At 65.7% G+C, this 14,343-nt stretch carries 17 protein-coding genes; 11 read left to right on the forward strand and 6 right to left on the reverse strand.

Going from position 1 to position 14,343, the window contains the following annotated elements; all coding sequences use genetic code 11:
- The first annotated feature begins 18 nt into the window (after positions 1–18).
- On the forward strand, positions 19–699 hold the full coding sequence (locus KQ304_RS02275; protein ID WP_259735498.1) for a GDSL-type esterase/lipase family protein: 681 nt from the start codon (positions 19–21) through the stop codon (positions 697–699).
- 139 nt (positions 700–838) lie between these two features.
- The gene (locus KQ304_RS02280; RefSeq protein WP_259735499.1) at positions 839–1,795 is read left to right on the forward strand and encodes a sigma-70 family RNA polymerase sigma factor; all 957 of its coding nucleotides are present in this window, start codon (positions 839–841) and stop codon (positions 1,793–1,795) included.
- Here KQ304_RS02280 and KQ304_RS02285 read toward each other — a convergent pair.
- Complete coding sequence (locus KQ304_RS02285) at positions 1,713–2,471, reverse strand: DUF92 domain-containing protein (protein WP_259735500.1); 759 nt, start codon at positions 2,469–2,471, stop codon at positions 1,713–1,715. The genes KQ304_RS02280 and KQ304_RS02285 overlap by 83 nt on opposite strands.
- A gap of 183 nt (positions 2,472–2,654) precedes the next feature.
- On the opposite strand from KQ304_RS02285, the gene KQ304_RS02290 reads away from it, so the two are divergent.
- A complete protein-coding gene (locus KQ304_RS02290; protein WP_259735501.1) occupies positions 2,655–3,023 on the forward strand; it encodes a hypothetical protein in 369 nt (122 codons plus the stop codon).
- Here KQ304_RS02290 and KQ304_RS02295 read toward each other — a convergent pair.
- Together KQ304_RS02295 and KQ304_RS02300 are read right to left on the reverse strand one after the other, a co-directional pair.
- Positions 2,989–3,768 carry a 16S rRNA (uracil(1498)-N(3))-methyltransferase gene (locus KQ304_RS02295; protein WP_259735502.1) on the reverse strand — a complete coding sequence of 260 codons (780 nt, stop codon included), beginning with the start codon at positions 3,766–3,768 and terminating at the stop codon, positions 2,989–2,991. The genes KQ304_RS02290 and KQ304_RS02295 overlap by 35 nt on opposite strands.
- 8 nt (positions 3,769–3,776) lie before the next feature.
- The gene (locus tag KQ304_RS02300) at positions 3,777–4,229 is read right to left on the reverse strand and encodes a DUF3531 family protein (protein WP_259735517.1); all 453 of its coding nucleotides are present in this window, start codon (positions 4,227–4,229) and stop codon (positions 3,777–3,779) included.
- An 85-nt stretch (positions 4,230–4,314) separates the two neighbouring features.
- On the opposite strand from KQ304_RS02300, the gene KQ304_RS02305 reads away from it, so the two are divergent.
- Together KQ304_RS02305 and hslO are read left to right on the forward strand one after the other, a co-directional pair.
- Positions 4,315–4,962, forward strand: a complete 648-nt coding sequence (locus KQ304_RS02305) for an ABC transporter ATP-binding protein (RefSeq protein WP_259735503.1) — start codon at positions 4,315–4,317, stop codon at positions 4,960–4,962.
- A 19-nt stretch (positions 4,963–4,981) separates the two neighbouring features.
- Positions 4,982–5,896 (forward strand): Hsp33 family molecular chaperone HslO, encoded by a 915-nt coding sequence (hslO, locus tag KQ304_RS02310; protein WP_259735504.1) that lies wholly within the window; start codon positions 4,982–4,984, stop codon positions 5,894–5,896.
- A gap of 19 nt (positions 5,897–5,915) precedes the next feature.
- On the opposite strand, the gene KQ304_RS02315 is transcribed toward hslO, so the two are convergent.
- The 3 genes from KQ304_RS02315 to KQ304_RS02325 form a co-directional block, all read right to left on the reverse strand.
- Positions 5,916–6,605, reverse strand: coding sequence for a CPP1-like family protein (locus KQ304_RS02315; protein WP_259735505.1), 690 nt, complete (start codon positions 6,603–6,605; stop codon positions 5,916–5,918).
- Positions 6,606–6,711: 106 nt separating this feature from the next.
- A complete protein-coding gene (locus KQ304_RS02320; protein ID WP_259735506.1) occupies positions 6,712–6,936 on the reverse strand; it encodes a hypothetical protein in 225 nt (74 codons plus the stop codon).
- A 60-nt stretch (positions 6,937–6,996) separates the two neighbouring features.
- Complete coding sequence (locus tag KQ304_RS02325; protein ID WP_259735507.1) at positions 6,997–8,661, reverse strand: peptide chain release factor 3; 1,665 nt, start codon at positions 8,659–8,661, stop codon at positions 6,997–6,999.
- A gap of 137 nt (positions 8,662–8,798) precedes the next feature.
- On the opposite strand from KQ304_RS02325, the gene nrdJ reads away from it, so the two are divergent.
- The 6 genes from nrdJ (at position 8,799) to KQ304_RS02355 (ending at position 14,129) form a co-directional block, all read left to right on the forward strand.
- Positions 8,799–11,135, forward strand: coding sequence for a ribonucleoside-triphosphate reductase, adenosylcobalamin-dependent (nrdJ, locus tag KQ304_RS02330; RefSeq protein WP_399228159.1), 2,337 nt, complete (start codon positions 8,799–8,801; stop codon positions 11,133–11,135).
- Entirely contained in the window at positions 11,132–11,401 is a 270-nt protein-coding gene (locus tag KQ304_RS02335) for a hypothetical protein (RefSeq protein WP_259735508.1), read from the forward strand. The genes nrdJ and KQ304_RS02335 overlap by 4 nt, the downstream gene beginning before the upstream one ends.
- Before the next feature lie 252 nt (positions 11,402–11,653).
- Positions 11,654–11,896: an AbrB/MazE/SpoVT family DNA-binding domain-containing protein gene (locus tag KQ304_RS02340; protein WP_259735509.1), complete on the forward strand. Its 243-nt coding sequence runs from the start codon at positions 11,654–11,656 to the stop codon at positions 11,894–11,896.
- The gene (gene mazF, locus KQ304_RS02345) at positions 11,896–12,252 is read left to right on the forward strand and encodes an endoribonuclease MazF (RefSeq protein WP_259735510.1); all 357 of its coding nucleotides are present in this window, start codon (positions 11,896–11,898) and stop codon (positions 12,250–12,252) included. Before KQ304_RS02340 ends, mazF begins: the two co-directional genes overlap by 1 nt.
- A gap of 181 nt (positions 12,253–12,433) precedes the next feature.
- Positions 12,434–13,477 (forward strand): hypothetical protein, encoded by a 1,044-nt coding sequence (locus KQ304_RS02350; RefSeq protein ID WP_259735511.1) that lies wholly within the window; start codon positions 12,434–12,436, stop codon positions 13,475–13,477.
- Between the two features lie 97 nt (positions 13,478–13,574).
- The gene (locus tag KQ304_RS02355) at positions 13,575–14,129 is read left to right on the forward strand and encodes a hypothetical protein (RefSeq protein WP_259735512.1); all 555 of its coding nucleotides are present in this window, start codon (positions 13,575–13,577) and stop codon (positions 14,127–14,129) included.
- Positions 14,130–14,343: the final 214 nt, after the last annotated feature.

The following is a 14,343-nucleotide window of genomic DNA, read 5'->3' on the forward strand; positions in this document are numbered from 1 at the left end:
CGCCTGACGCCCGAGCCCATGGCCGTGACCGCGACACCGCGCAAGCTGATCGTGCTGGGGGACAGCGGGGTGTACGGCTGGGGTGATCCCGATGGTGGCGGCTGGTGTGAGCGGCTGCGGCGCCACTGGATGGGTCTGCCCGATGGACCCGTGCTCTACAACCTCGGCGTGCGCGGCGATGGCCTGGAGCGGCTGGCGGCGCGCCTGCATCGGGAGGTGGGCTGCCGAGGTGAGCTGCGCCGTCAGGCGCCGCAGGGGATCGTGCTCAGCGTGGGCCTCAACGACACCGCCCGGGTCGGACGGCCCGACGGCCGCCATCAGCTGGAGCCGGAAGCGTTTCTGTTCGGCTGGCAGCAGCTGCTGCGCGAGGCGGTGCAGCTGGCGCCGGTGCTGGTGGTGGGGCTGACGCCGGTGGATGAGGCGGTGATGCCCTTCGCCGGCTGCCTCTGGTACCAGCAGGCCAGCGTGCACCGCTACGAGCGTCTGCTGGAGGAGGCCTGCCTGGAGGCCGACGTGCCCTTCCTGCCACTGCTGCACCCCCTGCTGGAGGATCCCCACTGGAGCCGGCTGCTCAGCGCCGATGGCCTGCACCTCAATGCCGACGGCCATGGCCGGATCTACGAGCAGGTGCGCCAGTGGCCTGCCCTGCTGGCCTGGGCGGGCCTGGAGTCGAGAGTGGCGCGCACGCCGGCCCACTGAGGGGGCGGCGTGCGCCCCTGACGGCCCCCCAGGCGGACCACCATCACCCATCTGGGGGAGGTGGATTCACCGGTTGGGGTGAGGCGCCACCGGTTCAGCGGGCGGAGGGTGGAAACACGGACCCACCGCTGTCCCCGCCATGACCGATGCACGCCCCCAGACCCCCCAGGACCAGGACCTCCACAGCCGTAACGCCGAGCTGCTGCAGCGTTTTCACAGCAGTGGCGACCACCGCCTGCGCAACCGCCTGGTGGAGCTGAATCTGCCCCTGGTGCGGCAGGTGGCTGCCCGCCAGGGTGCGAGCACGAGGCTGCCGCTCGACGATCTGGTCCAGCTGGGTTGTCTGGGGCTGATCCGTGCGATCGAGGCCTTTGACCCAGCCCGCCCCACCAGCTTGAGCAGCTTCGCGGTGCCCTACATCCGTGGGGCGATGCAGCATCACCTGCGCGATCACGAGCAGCCCCTGCGCTGCTCCCGTCAGCTGCGGGAGCTGCACCGCCGCGGCCAGGCCCTGCAGCAGCAGCGCCAGCACCGCCAGCTGCCGGCGCTGGGGGAGGAGGAGCTGGCTCTGGCCCTCGGCTGCACGACCCAGCGCTGGCGTGAGGCGCTGGAGCTGCACCAGGCCCTGCGGCTGCGCAGCCTCGATGCCCCCAGCGGCACCGGTGAGGAGCGGGGCGGCACGCTGCTGGAGCGCCTGCCGGCGCGGGAGCGGCCTGATCTCTGCGGCGCCGATCACCAGGAGGAGTCGCTGTGCTGCGAAGGCGAGAACCAGCGCTGGCTGAGGCACCGGCTGAAGCGGCTGGATCCAAGCCTGCGTCAGCTGATGCTGGAGCGGGTGCTGAAGGGTGCCTCCTGGCGGCGGCTGGCGGCGGGTCAGGGACTGCCGGCCCGGGCCACCCAGCGGCGCTTCGAGGCGCTGGTGCTGCTGCTGCGCGAGGAGGTCCAGCAGCTGTTGCTGGATCGCCAGGCCCCGCCGGTCTGGCCGGTGCGGCGGCCCGTGGCGGTGTCGGCGCTCAGAGCTTCAGCAACGGGGCCAGCCCCATCGCCAGCAGCGCGGCGATCAAGGTCTGCAGGCCGTTCACCAGTTCATTGCTGAGCCAGACCAGACGCCCCTGCAGGGTGGCGCCGATCAGGCTCTCGATCAGGGTGGCCACCAGCCCCACCGCCGTCACCAGCAGGGCCGCGGCGGCGGAAGGCAGCAGACCGAGGGCCAGCAGAGCCGCGGCCATCACGGCACTGCCGCCGAGGCTGGCGGCGGTGCCCTCCAGGCTGATGGCCCCCTCGCTGCCGGGGGGCACCGGCCGCAGGCTGGTGATCAGCACGGTGGTGCGCCCCCAGCGTTTGCCGATCTCGCTGCCGCAGGTGTCGGCCAGCTTGGCGGCGAAGCTGGCCGCGAAGCCCAGCATCAGCAGGGGAACGGGGGCGCCGGGCAGGGTGGTGAGCGCGGCCAGCACGGCGCCGGTGGCGGCCGAACCCCAGACGTTTTCGGGTCCACGCCGGCCGCCGCGACCCTCCGCCAGCCCCTGTTCCCGCTTGCGCCGGATCCCGAGCCGGGTCACGGCCGAACCCAGGGCCAGGTAGATCACCACCGCCAGCCAGCCACGCCAGCCCAGGCAGCCCCAGAGCAGGGTGCCGAGGATGCCGGCGTGCACCCAGCCGGCCCTGGTGAGCAGCGGCAGGCGCTGGGCCAGGGCGATCAGCACGGCGTTGATCAGAAAGGCCAGCAGCCACTGGGCCGCAGGTGGCGGGGCAAGGGGCAGGGTGATCAGCACGGCTCAGGGGGTGGCGCTCACCAGTTTCCCCGGCGCCCGGGGTCCCACCGCCTGCGGTCCCACCGTCTGCGGCCTCACCGTCTGCGGCGGCGCCCCAGGTCTCTGTTGCACTCCCCAACGGGCCGGTGGGGATGGAGCCGTCGCGGCGGATAATCAGCCCACACGTCCTGGCTGGCCGGCGTCATGATTTTCAAGCCCAAGGGGTTCTTCCTCAACCTCGACAAGGACGCGGACGCCAAGCCAGCAACGGTGGCTCCCGTGGCGGCAGCGCCTGCCAAGGACAAGGGGGCCAAGGCCAAGGCTGAGCCTGCTGCAGCGGCTCCCGCCGCCGCCGCCGGCGCCGCTGCAGCCCCGGCCGTACCGGCGCTCACCACCGCCGAGGCGATTGCCGCCGAACTGCGCCGCGACCAGGAGAATCGCCCGGCCCCGAGTGTGGTCACCTTCTCGCCCGAGCGGCTGATCCCCTCCGGTGCGCTGCCCCGGGCCCGCCGCCGGGCCGGCGCCAACCTGGGCATGTTCAAGCAGATGGCCAGCGGCATGCTCGGCCGCTGAGCGCCTCCCGCCACTGCGCCAGCGTGGCCAGCCCGGCCACGGCCGCTGTGGAGGTGCGCAGGATGTGGGGGCCGAGGCTGACGCCCTGCCAGCCGGCCGACTGCGCGGCGGCTGCTTCCGCTGGACTCCAGCCCCCCTCCGCGCCGATCGCCAGGGCCACTCCAGGGCTCGCTCCGGCCAGGTCAGCCGCTGGCACCTGCGCCAAGGCGGCGCTCAGCGCCGGCAGCTGCCGCTCCCGGGTGCTGGCCAGCAGAGGCAGGCCGGAGCGGGCTTCGGCGAGATAGCTGACCGCTGTCAGCGGCTGCAGCAGCTGGGGCAACCAGAGGCGTTCGCACTGCTCGCAGGCCTCGCGCAGGATCGTCTGCCAGCGGGCTGCCTTCCAGCTGCCACGCAGCGCGCCGTGCTCGGCCACCAGGGGCTGAAGCCGGTCCACCCCCAGCTCGCAGGCCATGCGCACCACCACGTCGAAGTCGAGGCGGGGGATGGCCACGGCCAGCTCCAGCCAGGGGCTGGCGGCTGGCTGGAGCTGCAGGGGCTGATCCAGCGGTTGCTCCAGGCGGGCCTGGGCTCCATCGAGCAGCTGCGCGCTCCAGAGACGCCCCTGCCCGTCGACGACGGCGAAGCGATCTCCGGGGCCGTAGCGCAGCACACGGCTGAGGTAGCGGCTCTCCTCGGCGGCCAGGGCCAGGCTGGTCCCGTCCGCCAGGCGCTCGGGGGCGATCAGCAGGCGGCGCAGCTCGCGCACCACCGGCCTCAGTTGGCGCCGTGGGGGAAGAGGGCCTCGGGCGCCTCCTCCACCGGCCAGTCGTCATTGACGCCGCCGATCAGCACCTCCTCGATCTCCACCACGTCGTTGTTGAGCTGACGCAGGGCATTGATCAGCACATCGAGGGCCACCCCATCGCTGGTGCCCAGGTCAACCCAGCAGCGGCACCAGGCATCGCGGTATTCCGGCTCGCCCATGCTGTGCATCAGGGCGGGGAGGGTCGCCTCGGCGGTCTCGATGTCGTAGTGCATGGCGCTGAGGTCGATGCCCTCCTCATGCACCTGCAGGCTTTCGGCGTTGAAGCCCCCCAGCTTGCCGAGGAAGAACCAGCTGTCGAAGACGGTGTCGACGTAGCCCCGCTCCCCCTGACCGGGGTGGTCGGGGAAGCGCAGCCAGATCCAGCAGTTGAACGGATCCACCTCGCGGAAGCGAATGTCCATGGGCGTTGCTCCTTCCAGCATCGACTGGTGACCCCCATCAAACTCGGTGGCGGCTGCTGCAAGCTGGTGCGGTCCGTGGTTGCCCATGCTGGAGCTCCGATCGGTCCGTTATCACCCGGCCACCACCCCTGAGCCGGTGATCTGTGACCTCAGCCTGACGCTGCCTGTGGGCGAGCCGGTGCTGGTGGCGGGCCGCAGCGGCAGCGGCAAGAGCACCCTGCTGGAGCTGATCAGCGGCCTGGCCGACCCCTGCGCCGGCACGATCCTCTGGCAGGGCCAGCCGGTGACGGGCCGGGAGCGGCGCTGGCTGAGCGGCCTGGTGTTCCAGTTCCCCGAACGCCATTTCCTTGGCCTGAGCGTGGGCCAGGAGCTGAAGCTGGGTCAGCGCCGGCTGGAGAGCGAGCGGCTGCAGGCGGTGCTGGCTCAGGTGGGCCTGCAGGGGGTGTCGCTGCAGCAGGCGCCGGAGCGGCTCAGCGGCGGCCAGCAGCGGCGCCTGGCCCTGGCGGTGCAGCTGCTGCGGGACCCCAAGGTGCTGCTGCTGGATGAACCCACCGCCGGTCTGGATTGGTCGGTGCGCCATGAGGTGCTGCAGCTGATCGCCCAGCTGGGCCGCCAGCGGGCGCTGCTGGTGGTCACCCATGAGCCGGAGGTGTTCCGCAGCGTGGTGGGCCAGGCCTGGCGCCTCAGCGAGGGGGCCCTTCAGCCCCTGCCGGCACTTCGTACGATGCCCTGAGTTGGCGGAGGGCGCAGCGATGCCCGATCAGTTGGTGCGGGCCACGGCGGCCGATGGGGGAATCCGACTGGTGGCGGCGCTCACCACGGTGACCAGCCGCTACGCCCGCCGCCGCCACGGGCTCTCGTACCTCACCACGGCGCTGCTGGGGCGGGCGATGACGGCCGGGCTGCTGCTGGCCAGCTCGATGAAGGTGGCCCATGGGCGGGTGAACCTGCGCATCCAGTCGGATGGGCCCCTGCGCGGGCTGATGGTGGATGCCGGCCGTGATGGCAGCGTGCGCGGCTACGTGGGCTATCCGGGCCTGGAGCTCGATCTGCTGGAGGAGGTCGACGGCCAGCACCAGTTCGATTTCCGTCAGGCCACCGGCACCGGCTACCTGCATGTGGTGCGTGACCAGGGCAAGGGGGAGCCGTTCAGCAGCACGGTGGAGCTGGTGAGTGGCGGCATCGGCGATGACGTGGCCTCCTACCTGCTCCACTCCGAGCAGACCCCCTCGGCACTGTTCGTGGGGGAGCAGATCGACAGCAGCGGCGTGCGCTGCGCCGGTGGGGTGCTGGTGCAAGTGCTGCCGAAGGCGGCGCAGGAGCCGGCCCTGGTGGCGCTGCTGGAGGAGCGCTGCCGGGAGATCAGTGGCTTCAGTTCGCGGCTGGCGGCCTGCAAGGACGACCTCAAGCTGCTGCTGGAGGACATCTTCCCCGACCTTGATCCCCAGCTGCTGGAGGACGCCGAGGCCCGCCAGGACGTGACTTTCCACTGCCCCTGCACCCGCCGCCGCAGCGTCAATGCCCTGCGGCTGCTGGGCCAGCAGGAACTGGCCTCAATCCTCCAGGAAGACGGCCGCGCCGAGCTCACCTGCCACTTCTGCAACGAGGTGTATGGCGTGGAGGAAGGAGAGCTGCGCGAACTGATCGCTGAGCTCTCCGTGGCCTAGGGGGGCAGATCAGCTGGGCCTAGGCGATCAGCAGGGCGCCCAGCAGCAGCAGGATCAGGGCCGGCAGGCTCTGCACCTGATTGAGGGCCAGCGGCAGGCCGAGGGGCAGGGCTGGATCCAGCCCCATGGTGAGCAGACCGCCCAGCAGCAGGCCCACGCTCAGCAGGGCGAAGCTCCAGCCCACGGCGGCCAGGAAGCGGCCGTTGCGGCGCCTGAGGTTGACCACCGTGACGCCGGTGGCGAGGGCCAGCAGCACCTCCGCTGAGCCGGGCGGGGTGACCAGCACCAGCAGCAGCAGCAGGCCATTGGCCACCAAGGGAAACCAGCGCTCACGGCCTTCGGCCAGGGCGATGGTGGGCATCGAGAGGTTGGGGGCCTGCAGCTTGTTGCCGCCGCTGAACTGGGGCAGGGAGGGCAGCTGGGGCAGGGACGGCCGGGAGGGAACCCTCGCCGCCGCCGGTTTGATCTCCTCGCGCTTCGAGGCGGTGACGGCGGCGCTGCTCACCTTGCCCTGCTGTCGCTCGCGCAGGCGCTCCATCAGCACGGCGTCGTAGGCGGCCTCCACCTTGGCGCAGGCTTGGGGATCAGCGGCCACAGCCGCGAGCTGGTGCTGGCGCGCGGCCTGCACCTCATCGAAGCTGGCGTCGGGGGTGATGCCGAGCCGTTCATAGGGGCTGGCGCTGGGGGCGGGTTCAGAACCGTTGGTCATGGCCTCCGGTGCGTGGGTCTGGGTCGTGGGCCGAGCGTATCGAGGCGAGGGGCCTGCGGCTGTGCCTGAAGTGGTGAATGAGACCTGCCGGGGCAGGCGACGGAGCTCAGAACAGGGGCTCACTGCAGTGGTAGCCGGCATCCTGCTGCAATTCGAGCCGCCGGGCTTCCGCCTCCTCGATTGCCAGCCAGTGGCGGCTCTTGAGCAGGGGCATCTGCGGGGGCAGGTGGCTGCCTTCGCGGATTTCAACGGTTTCCTGGCTGGGCAGGAAACGCACGTAGTCAGAACCTCCATCCCGGCGTGGGCGAACCAGCCAGATCGGCTGAGGCATGGCCGTTACCTTGACCTTTCGTTGCAATTGATTCTGGCGAGGCCGGCGGCGGGCCGTGGCTCAGATCGCGATCGGTTCGACGCCGCTCACCACCGGCGCCACGGCACTGAGCTCCAGCTCGGGGTGATCCTCTTTGAGCTGGTTGAGGTTCCACTCGTTCTTGAACAGCAGCACCGGGCGGTCCCAGGCATCGCGCACGGTCTTGCAGTTGAAGATGCGCCCGACGCTCTCCAGCGCCGACCAGCCACCCACCACCCAGCGCGCCACGCTGAAGCCGAGGGGCTCCAGCCGTGTTTCCACCCCGTATTCGTTCTCCAGCCGGTACTGCACCACCTCCATCTGCAGCTGTCCCACCGCGGCGAGGATCGGATCGCGCTTGCTGGCGTCGGTGTCGTAGAGGATCTGCACGGCACCTTCCTCGCGCAGCTCATTGACCCCCTTGCGGAAGCTCTTGAAGGCCGAGGGGTTGGGGTTGCGCAACCAGGCGAAGATCTCCGGGCTGAAGCAGGGGATGCCCTCGTATTCCACCTTGGCGCCCACATAGAGGGTGTCGCCGATGGCGAACATGCCGGGGTTGTTGAGGCCGATCACATCGCCGGGGTAGGCGTTATCTACCACCTCGCGGTCCTGGCCGAACAGCTTCTGCGGGCGCGAGAGGCGGATGGTGCGGCCGCTGCGGGCATGGCGCACGCTCATGTCCTTGTCGAAGCGGCCGGAGCAGACCCGCACGAAGGCGATGCGGTCGCGGTGGCGGGGATCCATGTTGGCCTGCAGCTTGAACACGAAGCCGCTGAACTCGGGCCGCAGCGGATCGATGGGGCCGCCCTGGCTGGTGCGGGCCACGGGGCGCTGGGCCAGCTCCAGGAAGGCATCGAGGAAGGGATGCACGCCGAAGTTGGTCATCGCCGAGCCAAAGAACACCGGGCTGAGCTCGCCGGCATGCACCAGCTCAAGGTCGAGGTCGGCACCGGCGCCATCGAGCAACTCCAGTTCCTCCAGCGCCTGAGCCAGGAGTTCCGGCTCCACCAGCGCGGCCAGTTCGGGGCTGCCGGCGGCCAGGCGCTGCTCGCTGGCCTGGCGACCCCGCTCAGCCCGGGTGAACAGGAGCACGTCGCGGCTGCGGCGGTCGATCACCCCGCGGAAGCGGTCGCCGCTGCCGATCGGCCAGTTCACCGGCCAGCAAACCAGGCCCAGCTCGCTCTCGATCTCATCGATCAGCTCCAGGGGGTCCCGCCCCGGCCGGTCCATCTTGTTGATGAAGGTGAAGATCGGAATCCGCCGCAGGCGGCAGACCTCGAACAGCTTGCGGGTCTGGGGTTCGAGGCCCTTGGCGGCGTCTTCGAGCATCACCGCGTTGTCGGCGGCCGCCAATGTGCGGTAGGTGTCTTCCGAGAAGTCCTGGTGGCCGGGGGTGTCGAGCAGGTTGATCGTGCTGCCGTCGTAGTCGAACTGGAGCACGGTGGAGGTGATCGAGATGCCGCGCTGCTTCTCCAGCTCCATCCAGTCGGAGGTGACCTTGCGCTGCTCCCCCTTGGCCTTCACCGCCCCGGCCTGCTGGATGGCGCCGCCGTAAAGCAGCAGTTTTTCGGTGAGGGTGGTCTTGCCGGCGTCGGGGTGGGAAATGATCGCGAAATTGCGCCGCCGGGCCACGGCCTCAGCCAGGGCCTGCTGTTCGGAGTCTGCGGCGGCGTTCTGCGCGGCCCCGGTGCTGCTGCTGCTGGTCATGGGATCAGCCTGACAGGCCACCCCAGGGCACTGCCACTGGTGGCCGAGCGCGCTTGCACCCCCCACCAGTGGCGGTATGGTTCAACAACCTGACCACCACCTCCGCCGTGACCCTCACCCCAGCGCGCCCTGATCTGATCGATCCCGCTGGGCGCCTGCAGGGCGGCCAGATCGGTGCCAACGGCCTGCTGGAGCCCGATTTCCCGCCCACCGCCCCGGCGGCGAACCCCGTCTTTTACCGCACCTACTCCCGCCGCACCGAGGCCGGCCGTGAGAGCTGGCACCAGGTGTCCGAGCGCAACCTGGAGGGTCTGCGCCAGCTGGGCCACCTCGATGGGGCGGAGGTGGAGCTGATCCGGCGCATGCAGAAGCACCAGCAGGCCCTGCCCTCGGGGCGCTGGCTCTGGATCGGCGGCACCCCCTGGATTCAGCAGCGCCACAACTTCTCCGGCGCCTACAACTGCACCTCCACCAACCTGATCGACTGGGAAGCCTTCGGTCTGATGATGGACCTGGCGATGATGGGTTGCGGCACCGGCGCCATCATCGAGCCGCACCTGATCGAGCGCCTGCCGCTGGTGCGCAACCAGCTGCGCATCGAGGCCGTCACGCCGATCGGCCGCACCCCCGCCGGAGCGCGCCAGGAGGCCACCAGCCACAGCATCGAGGGCCAGCGGGTCGCGATCAAGGTGGGCGACACCCGCCGCGGCTGGGTCGACAGCTATCAGCTGCTGCTGGAGCTCTGCAGTGATGAGCGCTTTGATGCCGCCACGCCGATCACGGTGAGCGTGGACCTCTCCGATGTGCGGCCGGTGGGCGAAACGCTCAAGGGCTTCGGCGGCATGGCCAATCCTGTGAAGCTGGGGGACCTCTACGGCCGCGTGGCCCAGATCCTCAACAAGGCGATCGGCCGCCGGCTCACCTCGGTGGAATGCTGCCTGCTGATCGATGAGGCGGCGGTCACGATCGTGGCCGGCAACATCCGGCGCTCCGCCGGCATGCGCCAGTTCGCCGCCGAGGATCTCTCCGCCGCTGGCGCCAAGGAAAACCTCTGGCAGCAGGACGCCAGCGGCAACTGGAGCATCGACCCCGAGCGCGATGCGCTGCGGATGGCCAACCACACCCGGGTGTTCCACAGCCGCCCCAGCAAAGAGGTGGTGCTGGAGGCGGTGGTCAAGCAGTTCCAGAGCGGCGAGGGCGCGATCCAGTTCGCCCCCGAAGCCATCGCCCGCTCCAATGCCGATCTGTTGCCCACCGCTGAACTGCGCAGTGAATTCATCGACATCTACGTGGACCAGGGCAGGGGCGAAGCCGGCCGCTGGTTGCAGCTGCACCACCCCGAGATCACGGCCGCTGAGCTGGAGCACCGCCTGGGGCGCTATGGGCTCAACCCCTGCGGTGAAATCCTCGGCGCTGATTTCCACTGCAACCTGGCTGAAATCCACCTGAACCGGATTGATCCCGCCGATCACCAGGCCCAAGCCGATGCCTTCAAGGCCGGTGGCCTGGCGGTGGCCTGCCTGCTCAACCACGACTTCGAAGTGGAGCGCTACCGCCAGAGCCGCGCCTGGGATCCGATTGTGGGGGTGAGCTTCACCGGCCTGTTCGACTTCTTTGTGCACGCCTTCGGCACGCCCTGGCTGCGCTGGTGGGAGCAGGGCCGCCCTGAAACGGAGGAAGGCCTGGCCTTCAAGGCCCAGGAAGCGGAGTATCTGGGCCGCTGGAAGCAGATCGTGAACGAAGCGGTGTGGGACTACTGCGATCGCCATGGCCTGCGCCGCCCCAACCGCTGCACCACGGTGCAACCCGCCGGCACCAAGAGCCTGCTCACCGGCGCCAGCCCCGGCTGGCATCCGCCCAAGGCGCAGCGCTTCATCCGCCGCATCACCTTCCGCAAGAACGATCCGGTGGCCCTGGCCTGCCTCGACTACGGCTACACGATCGTGCCGAGCCAATCCGACAAGGACGCGAACGGCCGCCTGCTGGATGATCCCTTTGATCCCCGTTGCGGCGAGTGGCTGGTGGAGATCCCCACCGAGGTGAGCTGGGCGAACATCCCGGGCGCCGATGCGGTGGAGATCAACAACTTCTCAGCCCTGGCCCAGTTCGACTTCTACATGCAGGTGCAGAAGCACTACACGGCCCACAACACCTCCGCCACGGTGGAATTCCGCGAAAACGAGATCGAAGGGCTGGCCGAAGCGATCCACCGGGCGATCGATGGCGGTGAGGGTTACATCTCAGCGGCGCTGCTGGCCCGCTTCGATGCCAATGCCACCTTCCCGCGGCTGCCGTTCGAGCCGATCGATCTGGCCACCTACACCCGCCTGCAGCAGGAGGTGGCCGGCCGCCGCCGCACCGCTGATTTCTTCGAAGCGCTGCAGCGTTACGACCAGGGTGAACTGGTGGAAGCTGGTCCTGCCGGTTGCGATTCCGACAAGTGCCTGCTGCCCCTAGCCAAACCAGCCCCATGAGCACCCGATTCTGGCCTGCGGGTCTGGTTATCAGCCTGCTGTGCCTGAGCCTGCCCGCTCAGGCCAGCAGCGATCTCAACCCGGACATCGAGAAGATGTGCCAGGGCCTGGCGGTGATCAACACCGAGCTGGGGGCCACGGCAGCTCCGGGCTCACCGATGGGCAAGCGCATGCAGAACGAGTTGTCGCTCAGCCAGGATCAATACGGCGCCCTGTGGTCGCTGATGAAGCTCACGCCCACCAGCACCTGCTCCTCGTTGTATTGAGTGACCATCTGCTTGGGGTTGGTGGTGGTTCACGGACCCGTCAACCACGGCTACAGAAGAAGAGTCAGTGCCTAGAACCTTTGCCCCAGAGCGATTCTGGGCTCATCATCCAGAACGCCACCGAGTGGTTCACGGAAGGACAAGCCCGGCAGGGGATGGTTCACAGAAACCATCCAATAACAAGTTAGAGAGATGGGGCAGTGGGTTCCGAGTCAAGGAGTGGTATAGTCTGCGTATAGCCGCTCGTTGGGTATGCAGACGAAGGTTCAGAAATGGGGAAACAGCCTTGGTGTGAGGATTCCACGCGGCTTGGCTGAAGAAGTGGGCTTGGGGGCTGGCACCGAGGTCAGCCTCACCGCGAAGGATGGGGAGCTGGTCTTGAGGCCCTCTGTGCCAAGCCGGATCAGGCTTGTGGATCTCCTTGCGGGCGTCACGTCAGAGAACATTCACGCGTCCGTTGATACAGGTGATGCCGTAGGGGCCGAAGCATTCTGATGTCGTCGTACGTGCCTGATCGTGGTGATCTAGTATGGCTGGAATTCACACCACAAGCCGGAAGTGAACAGCGTGGAAGAAGACCGGCGCTTGTGCTATCTCCAAGAATCTACAATGGGAGAGTTGGCTTGGCCTTATTCTGCCCCGTGACGTCCAAGATCAAGGGATACCCTTTTGAGGTGCAACTTCCTGATGGATCTGCGGTAAGTGGAGTTGTTCTATCCGATCAACTGAAGAGCCTTGACTGGCGATCGAGGAAGGTGAGGTTTATCGAGCGGGCTTCCTCGGATGTATTGGCGATGGTGACTGCAAGGGTGTTACCGCTTCTGGAACCTGACACTCCTGCCACTCTCTGACATCGCCATACACCTGAGCCGCCACCGCAAGGATGTCTTCTTCGCTGAGCACACCTTGCGGCCAGGTGATGGCGAGCGTTACATGGCACTCCGGAGATCGAGTCCATTCATGACAGACCCATTCCGACATCTTCGGAGCATCACTGACGACCTGAACCGGTCGTTTTCGGTCTATGAGAGCATGACGTCTCAGATCCTCAAGTCGGCCTCGATGAGTAGAGCACTGCAAGAATCGCTTGCGGCACAGCGTACCATGGACCGTAGCCTGATCGCTTCGGCAGCATCCACGCTTGCCACTTTTCGTTTACCAGACTTAACAAGTAATTACGGAGAATTACTGTCTGCCAACAAGGTTTTGTCGCAATACGTATCGCAAGCATCGATTGCGGAATCTACACTGTCAAAGGTGTTCGCCGAGCACAACAGTCTACGCAAGTCGCTTGAATCAATTACCTCTCTTTCTACAACTCGGGATTTGCTCTCATCGCTTGATACGACTCGCCTGCTGCACACATCGCTAAGCAGTCAATATCGGCTACTTGACCTCGAGTCGCAGAAGTTCGGGAGCATGATTGGTGCTTCAAATGTTTGGGCCAATGATTTGGCTGCGACCTTTGGCAAGTTCACGAGTTCTTATCGGGATGTTGTCGATGCTATTACGGTCGTACCGCAGAATATCGGCCCGCTTATCGCAACATATGCACCGATTGAGTATTCGCTTGAACTTGATGTCATCGAGCGAGTCACGATTGAGTCTGAGGATGAGCCCAATTACGATGCTCTACCGTCGCTTGATGAAGAACTTGCGACTTTTGATGATCGATTGCTTATTCTGCTAAATGGGGCTCGCGACTCGCTGAATTCCAGCAATCCAGACAAGACTCGACACGTGACGACATCGGTGCGCGAGTTGTTTACTCATATAATTCATGGATTGGCTCCTGACGATGACATTAAAAAATGGTCAACAAACGAAACTCATTACCACGACAATCGACCAACGCGTCGGGCGAGACTGCTTTACATTTGTCGTACATTTTCCTGCGACCCCTTAACCAAGTTCATTGAAGATGATGTTCGCGCGGCTCTATCGCTCGTCGATTCCCTGAATGCGGGAACCCACGTTGTTCAATCCAAACTGACGCACTCCCAGTTGCAGGCAGTTGTCTATCGCATGGAGTCTTTAGCGTTATTTCTTCTCAAAGTCTCAAGGGGCCAAGATTAGCTCGAAAGCCATGTAACAAAGCCGTGAACCGGAGCACGCGATCCGGCGTTTTTGAAATGGAAGGCGTACTGGCGCGTGCCCGGTTACGGCAGTCGTTATGAGCCAAGGAGAGTTCGTGCTTTCAAAAGTATTTGAGAAGACGCTAGAGCAATTTTTAGAGAAAGAAGCACAAAACATACTAAGCGGCGTGAGTGAACGTAATCTTTGTGCCAGGATGGCAATGTTTTTGCAGATATTAGCCAACGACAATGGCTTTTCTGGGTACTATGCAGACCCAGAATATAACCGCAAGCAAAATGGCAGGGTAAAAACCATCCTAGATGACGAGATGCAAATCGTGAATATTACTTGTGATCTGATATTGCATAGCCGTGGTGAGATCATGGCAAGAGATAATCTTATTACAATTGAAATGAAAAAATCAGAGCGGCCAGAAGAAGAAAAAAATAACGATAGAGCTAGGCTTAGGACTTTAACCAAATCCAGCTTTGATGGTGTTTGGTCCTATGATGGAGAAACTCACCCAGAACACGTTTGTGGCTATGAACTCGGTTACTTTGTAGAGTTAGATCATAAAAATCACTCTTATATAGTCCAGCTGTTTCAGGCTGGGGAGCTTGTTGAAGAGTATTCTGGCCAATTCGGCTTATAACAAGTCGTGCCAGTCGGACAGTTTGTTACGTGGCTCTTTTTGTGCTGGTTGCAACGCTAGCACAAAACGCCACTCTGAGGTGGGTGCCTTTTATTGGACAGCTTCGGCCCCTGACATCGTTAGCCCAGGACGGGAGGAACAGGGTTCTCTCTCAGTGTAGACCTCTTGGGGAGTTCTGCCTCCCAGTGCACTGTGGGGTCTTACATGGCAATAC

Origin of the sequence: Synechococcus sp. CS-1329 (assembly GCF_025128055.1) — a bacterium.
Lineage (GTDB): Bacteria > Cyanobacteriota > Cyanobacteriia > PCC-6307 > Cyanobiaceae > Regnicoccus_A.

Excerpts from the sequence above, each read along its gene's own strand:
- KQ304_RS02275 (WP_259735498.1), top strand. The coding sequence starts at position 19 with ATGGCCGTGACCGCGACACCGCGCAAGCTGATCGTGCTGGGGGACAGC.
- KQ304_RS02280 (WP_259735499.1), top strand. The coding sequence starts at position 839 with ATGACCGATGCACGCCCCCAGACCCCCCAGGACCAGGACCTCCACAGC.
- KQ304_RS02290 (WP_259735501.1), top strand. The coding sequence starts at position 2,655 with ATGATTTTCAAGCCCAAGGGGTTCTTCCTCAACCTCGACAAGGACGCG.
- KQ304_RS02300 (WP_259735517.1), bottom strand. The coding sequence starts at position 4,229 with ATGGACATTCGCTTCCGCGAGGTGGATCCGTTCAACTGCTGGATCTGG.
- KQ304_RS02305 (WP_259735503.1), top strand. The coding sequence starts at position 4,315 with ATGCTGGAGCTCCGATCGGTCCGTTATCACCCGGCCACCACCCCTGAG.
- hslO (WP_259735504.1), top strand. The coding sequence starts at position 4,982 with ATGCCCGATCAGTTGGTGCGGGCCACGGCGGCCGATGGGGGAATCCGA.
- KQ304_RS02315 (WP_259735505.1), bottom strand. The coding sequence starts at position 6,605 with ATGACCAACGGTTCTGAACCCGCCCCCAGCGCCAGCCCCTATGAACGG.
- KQ304_RS02320 (WP_259735506.1), bottom strand. The coding sequence starts at position 6,936 with ATGCCTCAGCCGATCTGGCTGGTTCGCCCACGCCGGGATGGAGGTTCT.
- KQ304_RS02325 (WP_259735507.1), bottom strand. The coding sequence starts at position 8,661 with ATGACCAGCAGCAGCAGCACCGGGGCCGCGCAGAACGCCGCCGCAGAC.
- KQ304_RS02335 (WP_259735508.1), top strand. The coding sequence starts at position 11,132 with ATGAGCACCCGATTCTGGCCTGCGGGTCTGGTTATCAGCCTGCTGTGC.
- KQ304_RS02340 (WP_259735509.1), top strand. The coding sequence starts at position 11,654 with ATGCAGACGAAGGTTCAGAAATGGGGAAACAGCCTTGGTGTGAGGATT.
- mazF (WP_259735510.1), top strand. The coding sequence starts at position 11,896 with ATGTCGTCGTACGTGCCTGATCGTGGTGATCTAGTATGGCTGGAATTC.
- KQ304_RS02350 (WP_259735511.1), top strand. The coding sequence starts at position 12,434 with ATGACGTCTCAGATCCTCAAGTCGGCCTCGATGAGTAGAGCACTGCAA.
- KQ304_RS02355 (WP_259735512.1), top strand. The coding sequence starts at position 13,575 with ATGAGCCAAGGAGAGTTCGTGCTTTCAAAAGTATTTGAGAAGACGCTA.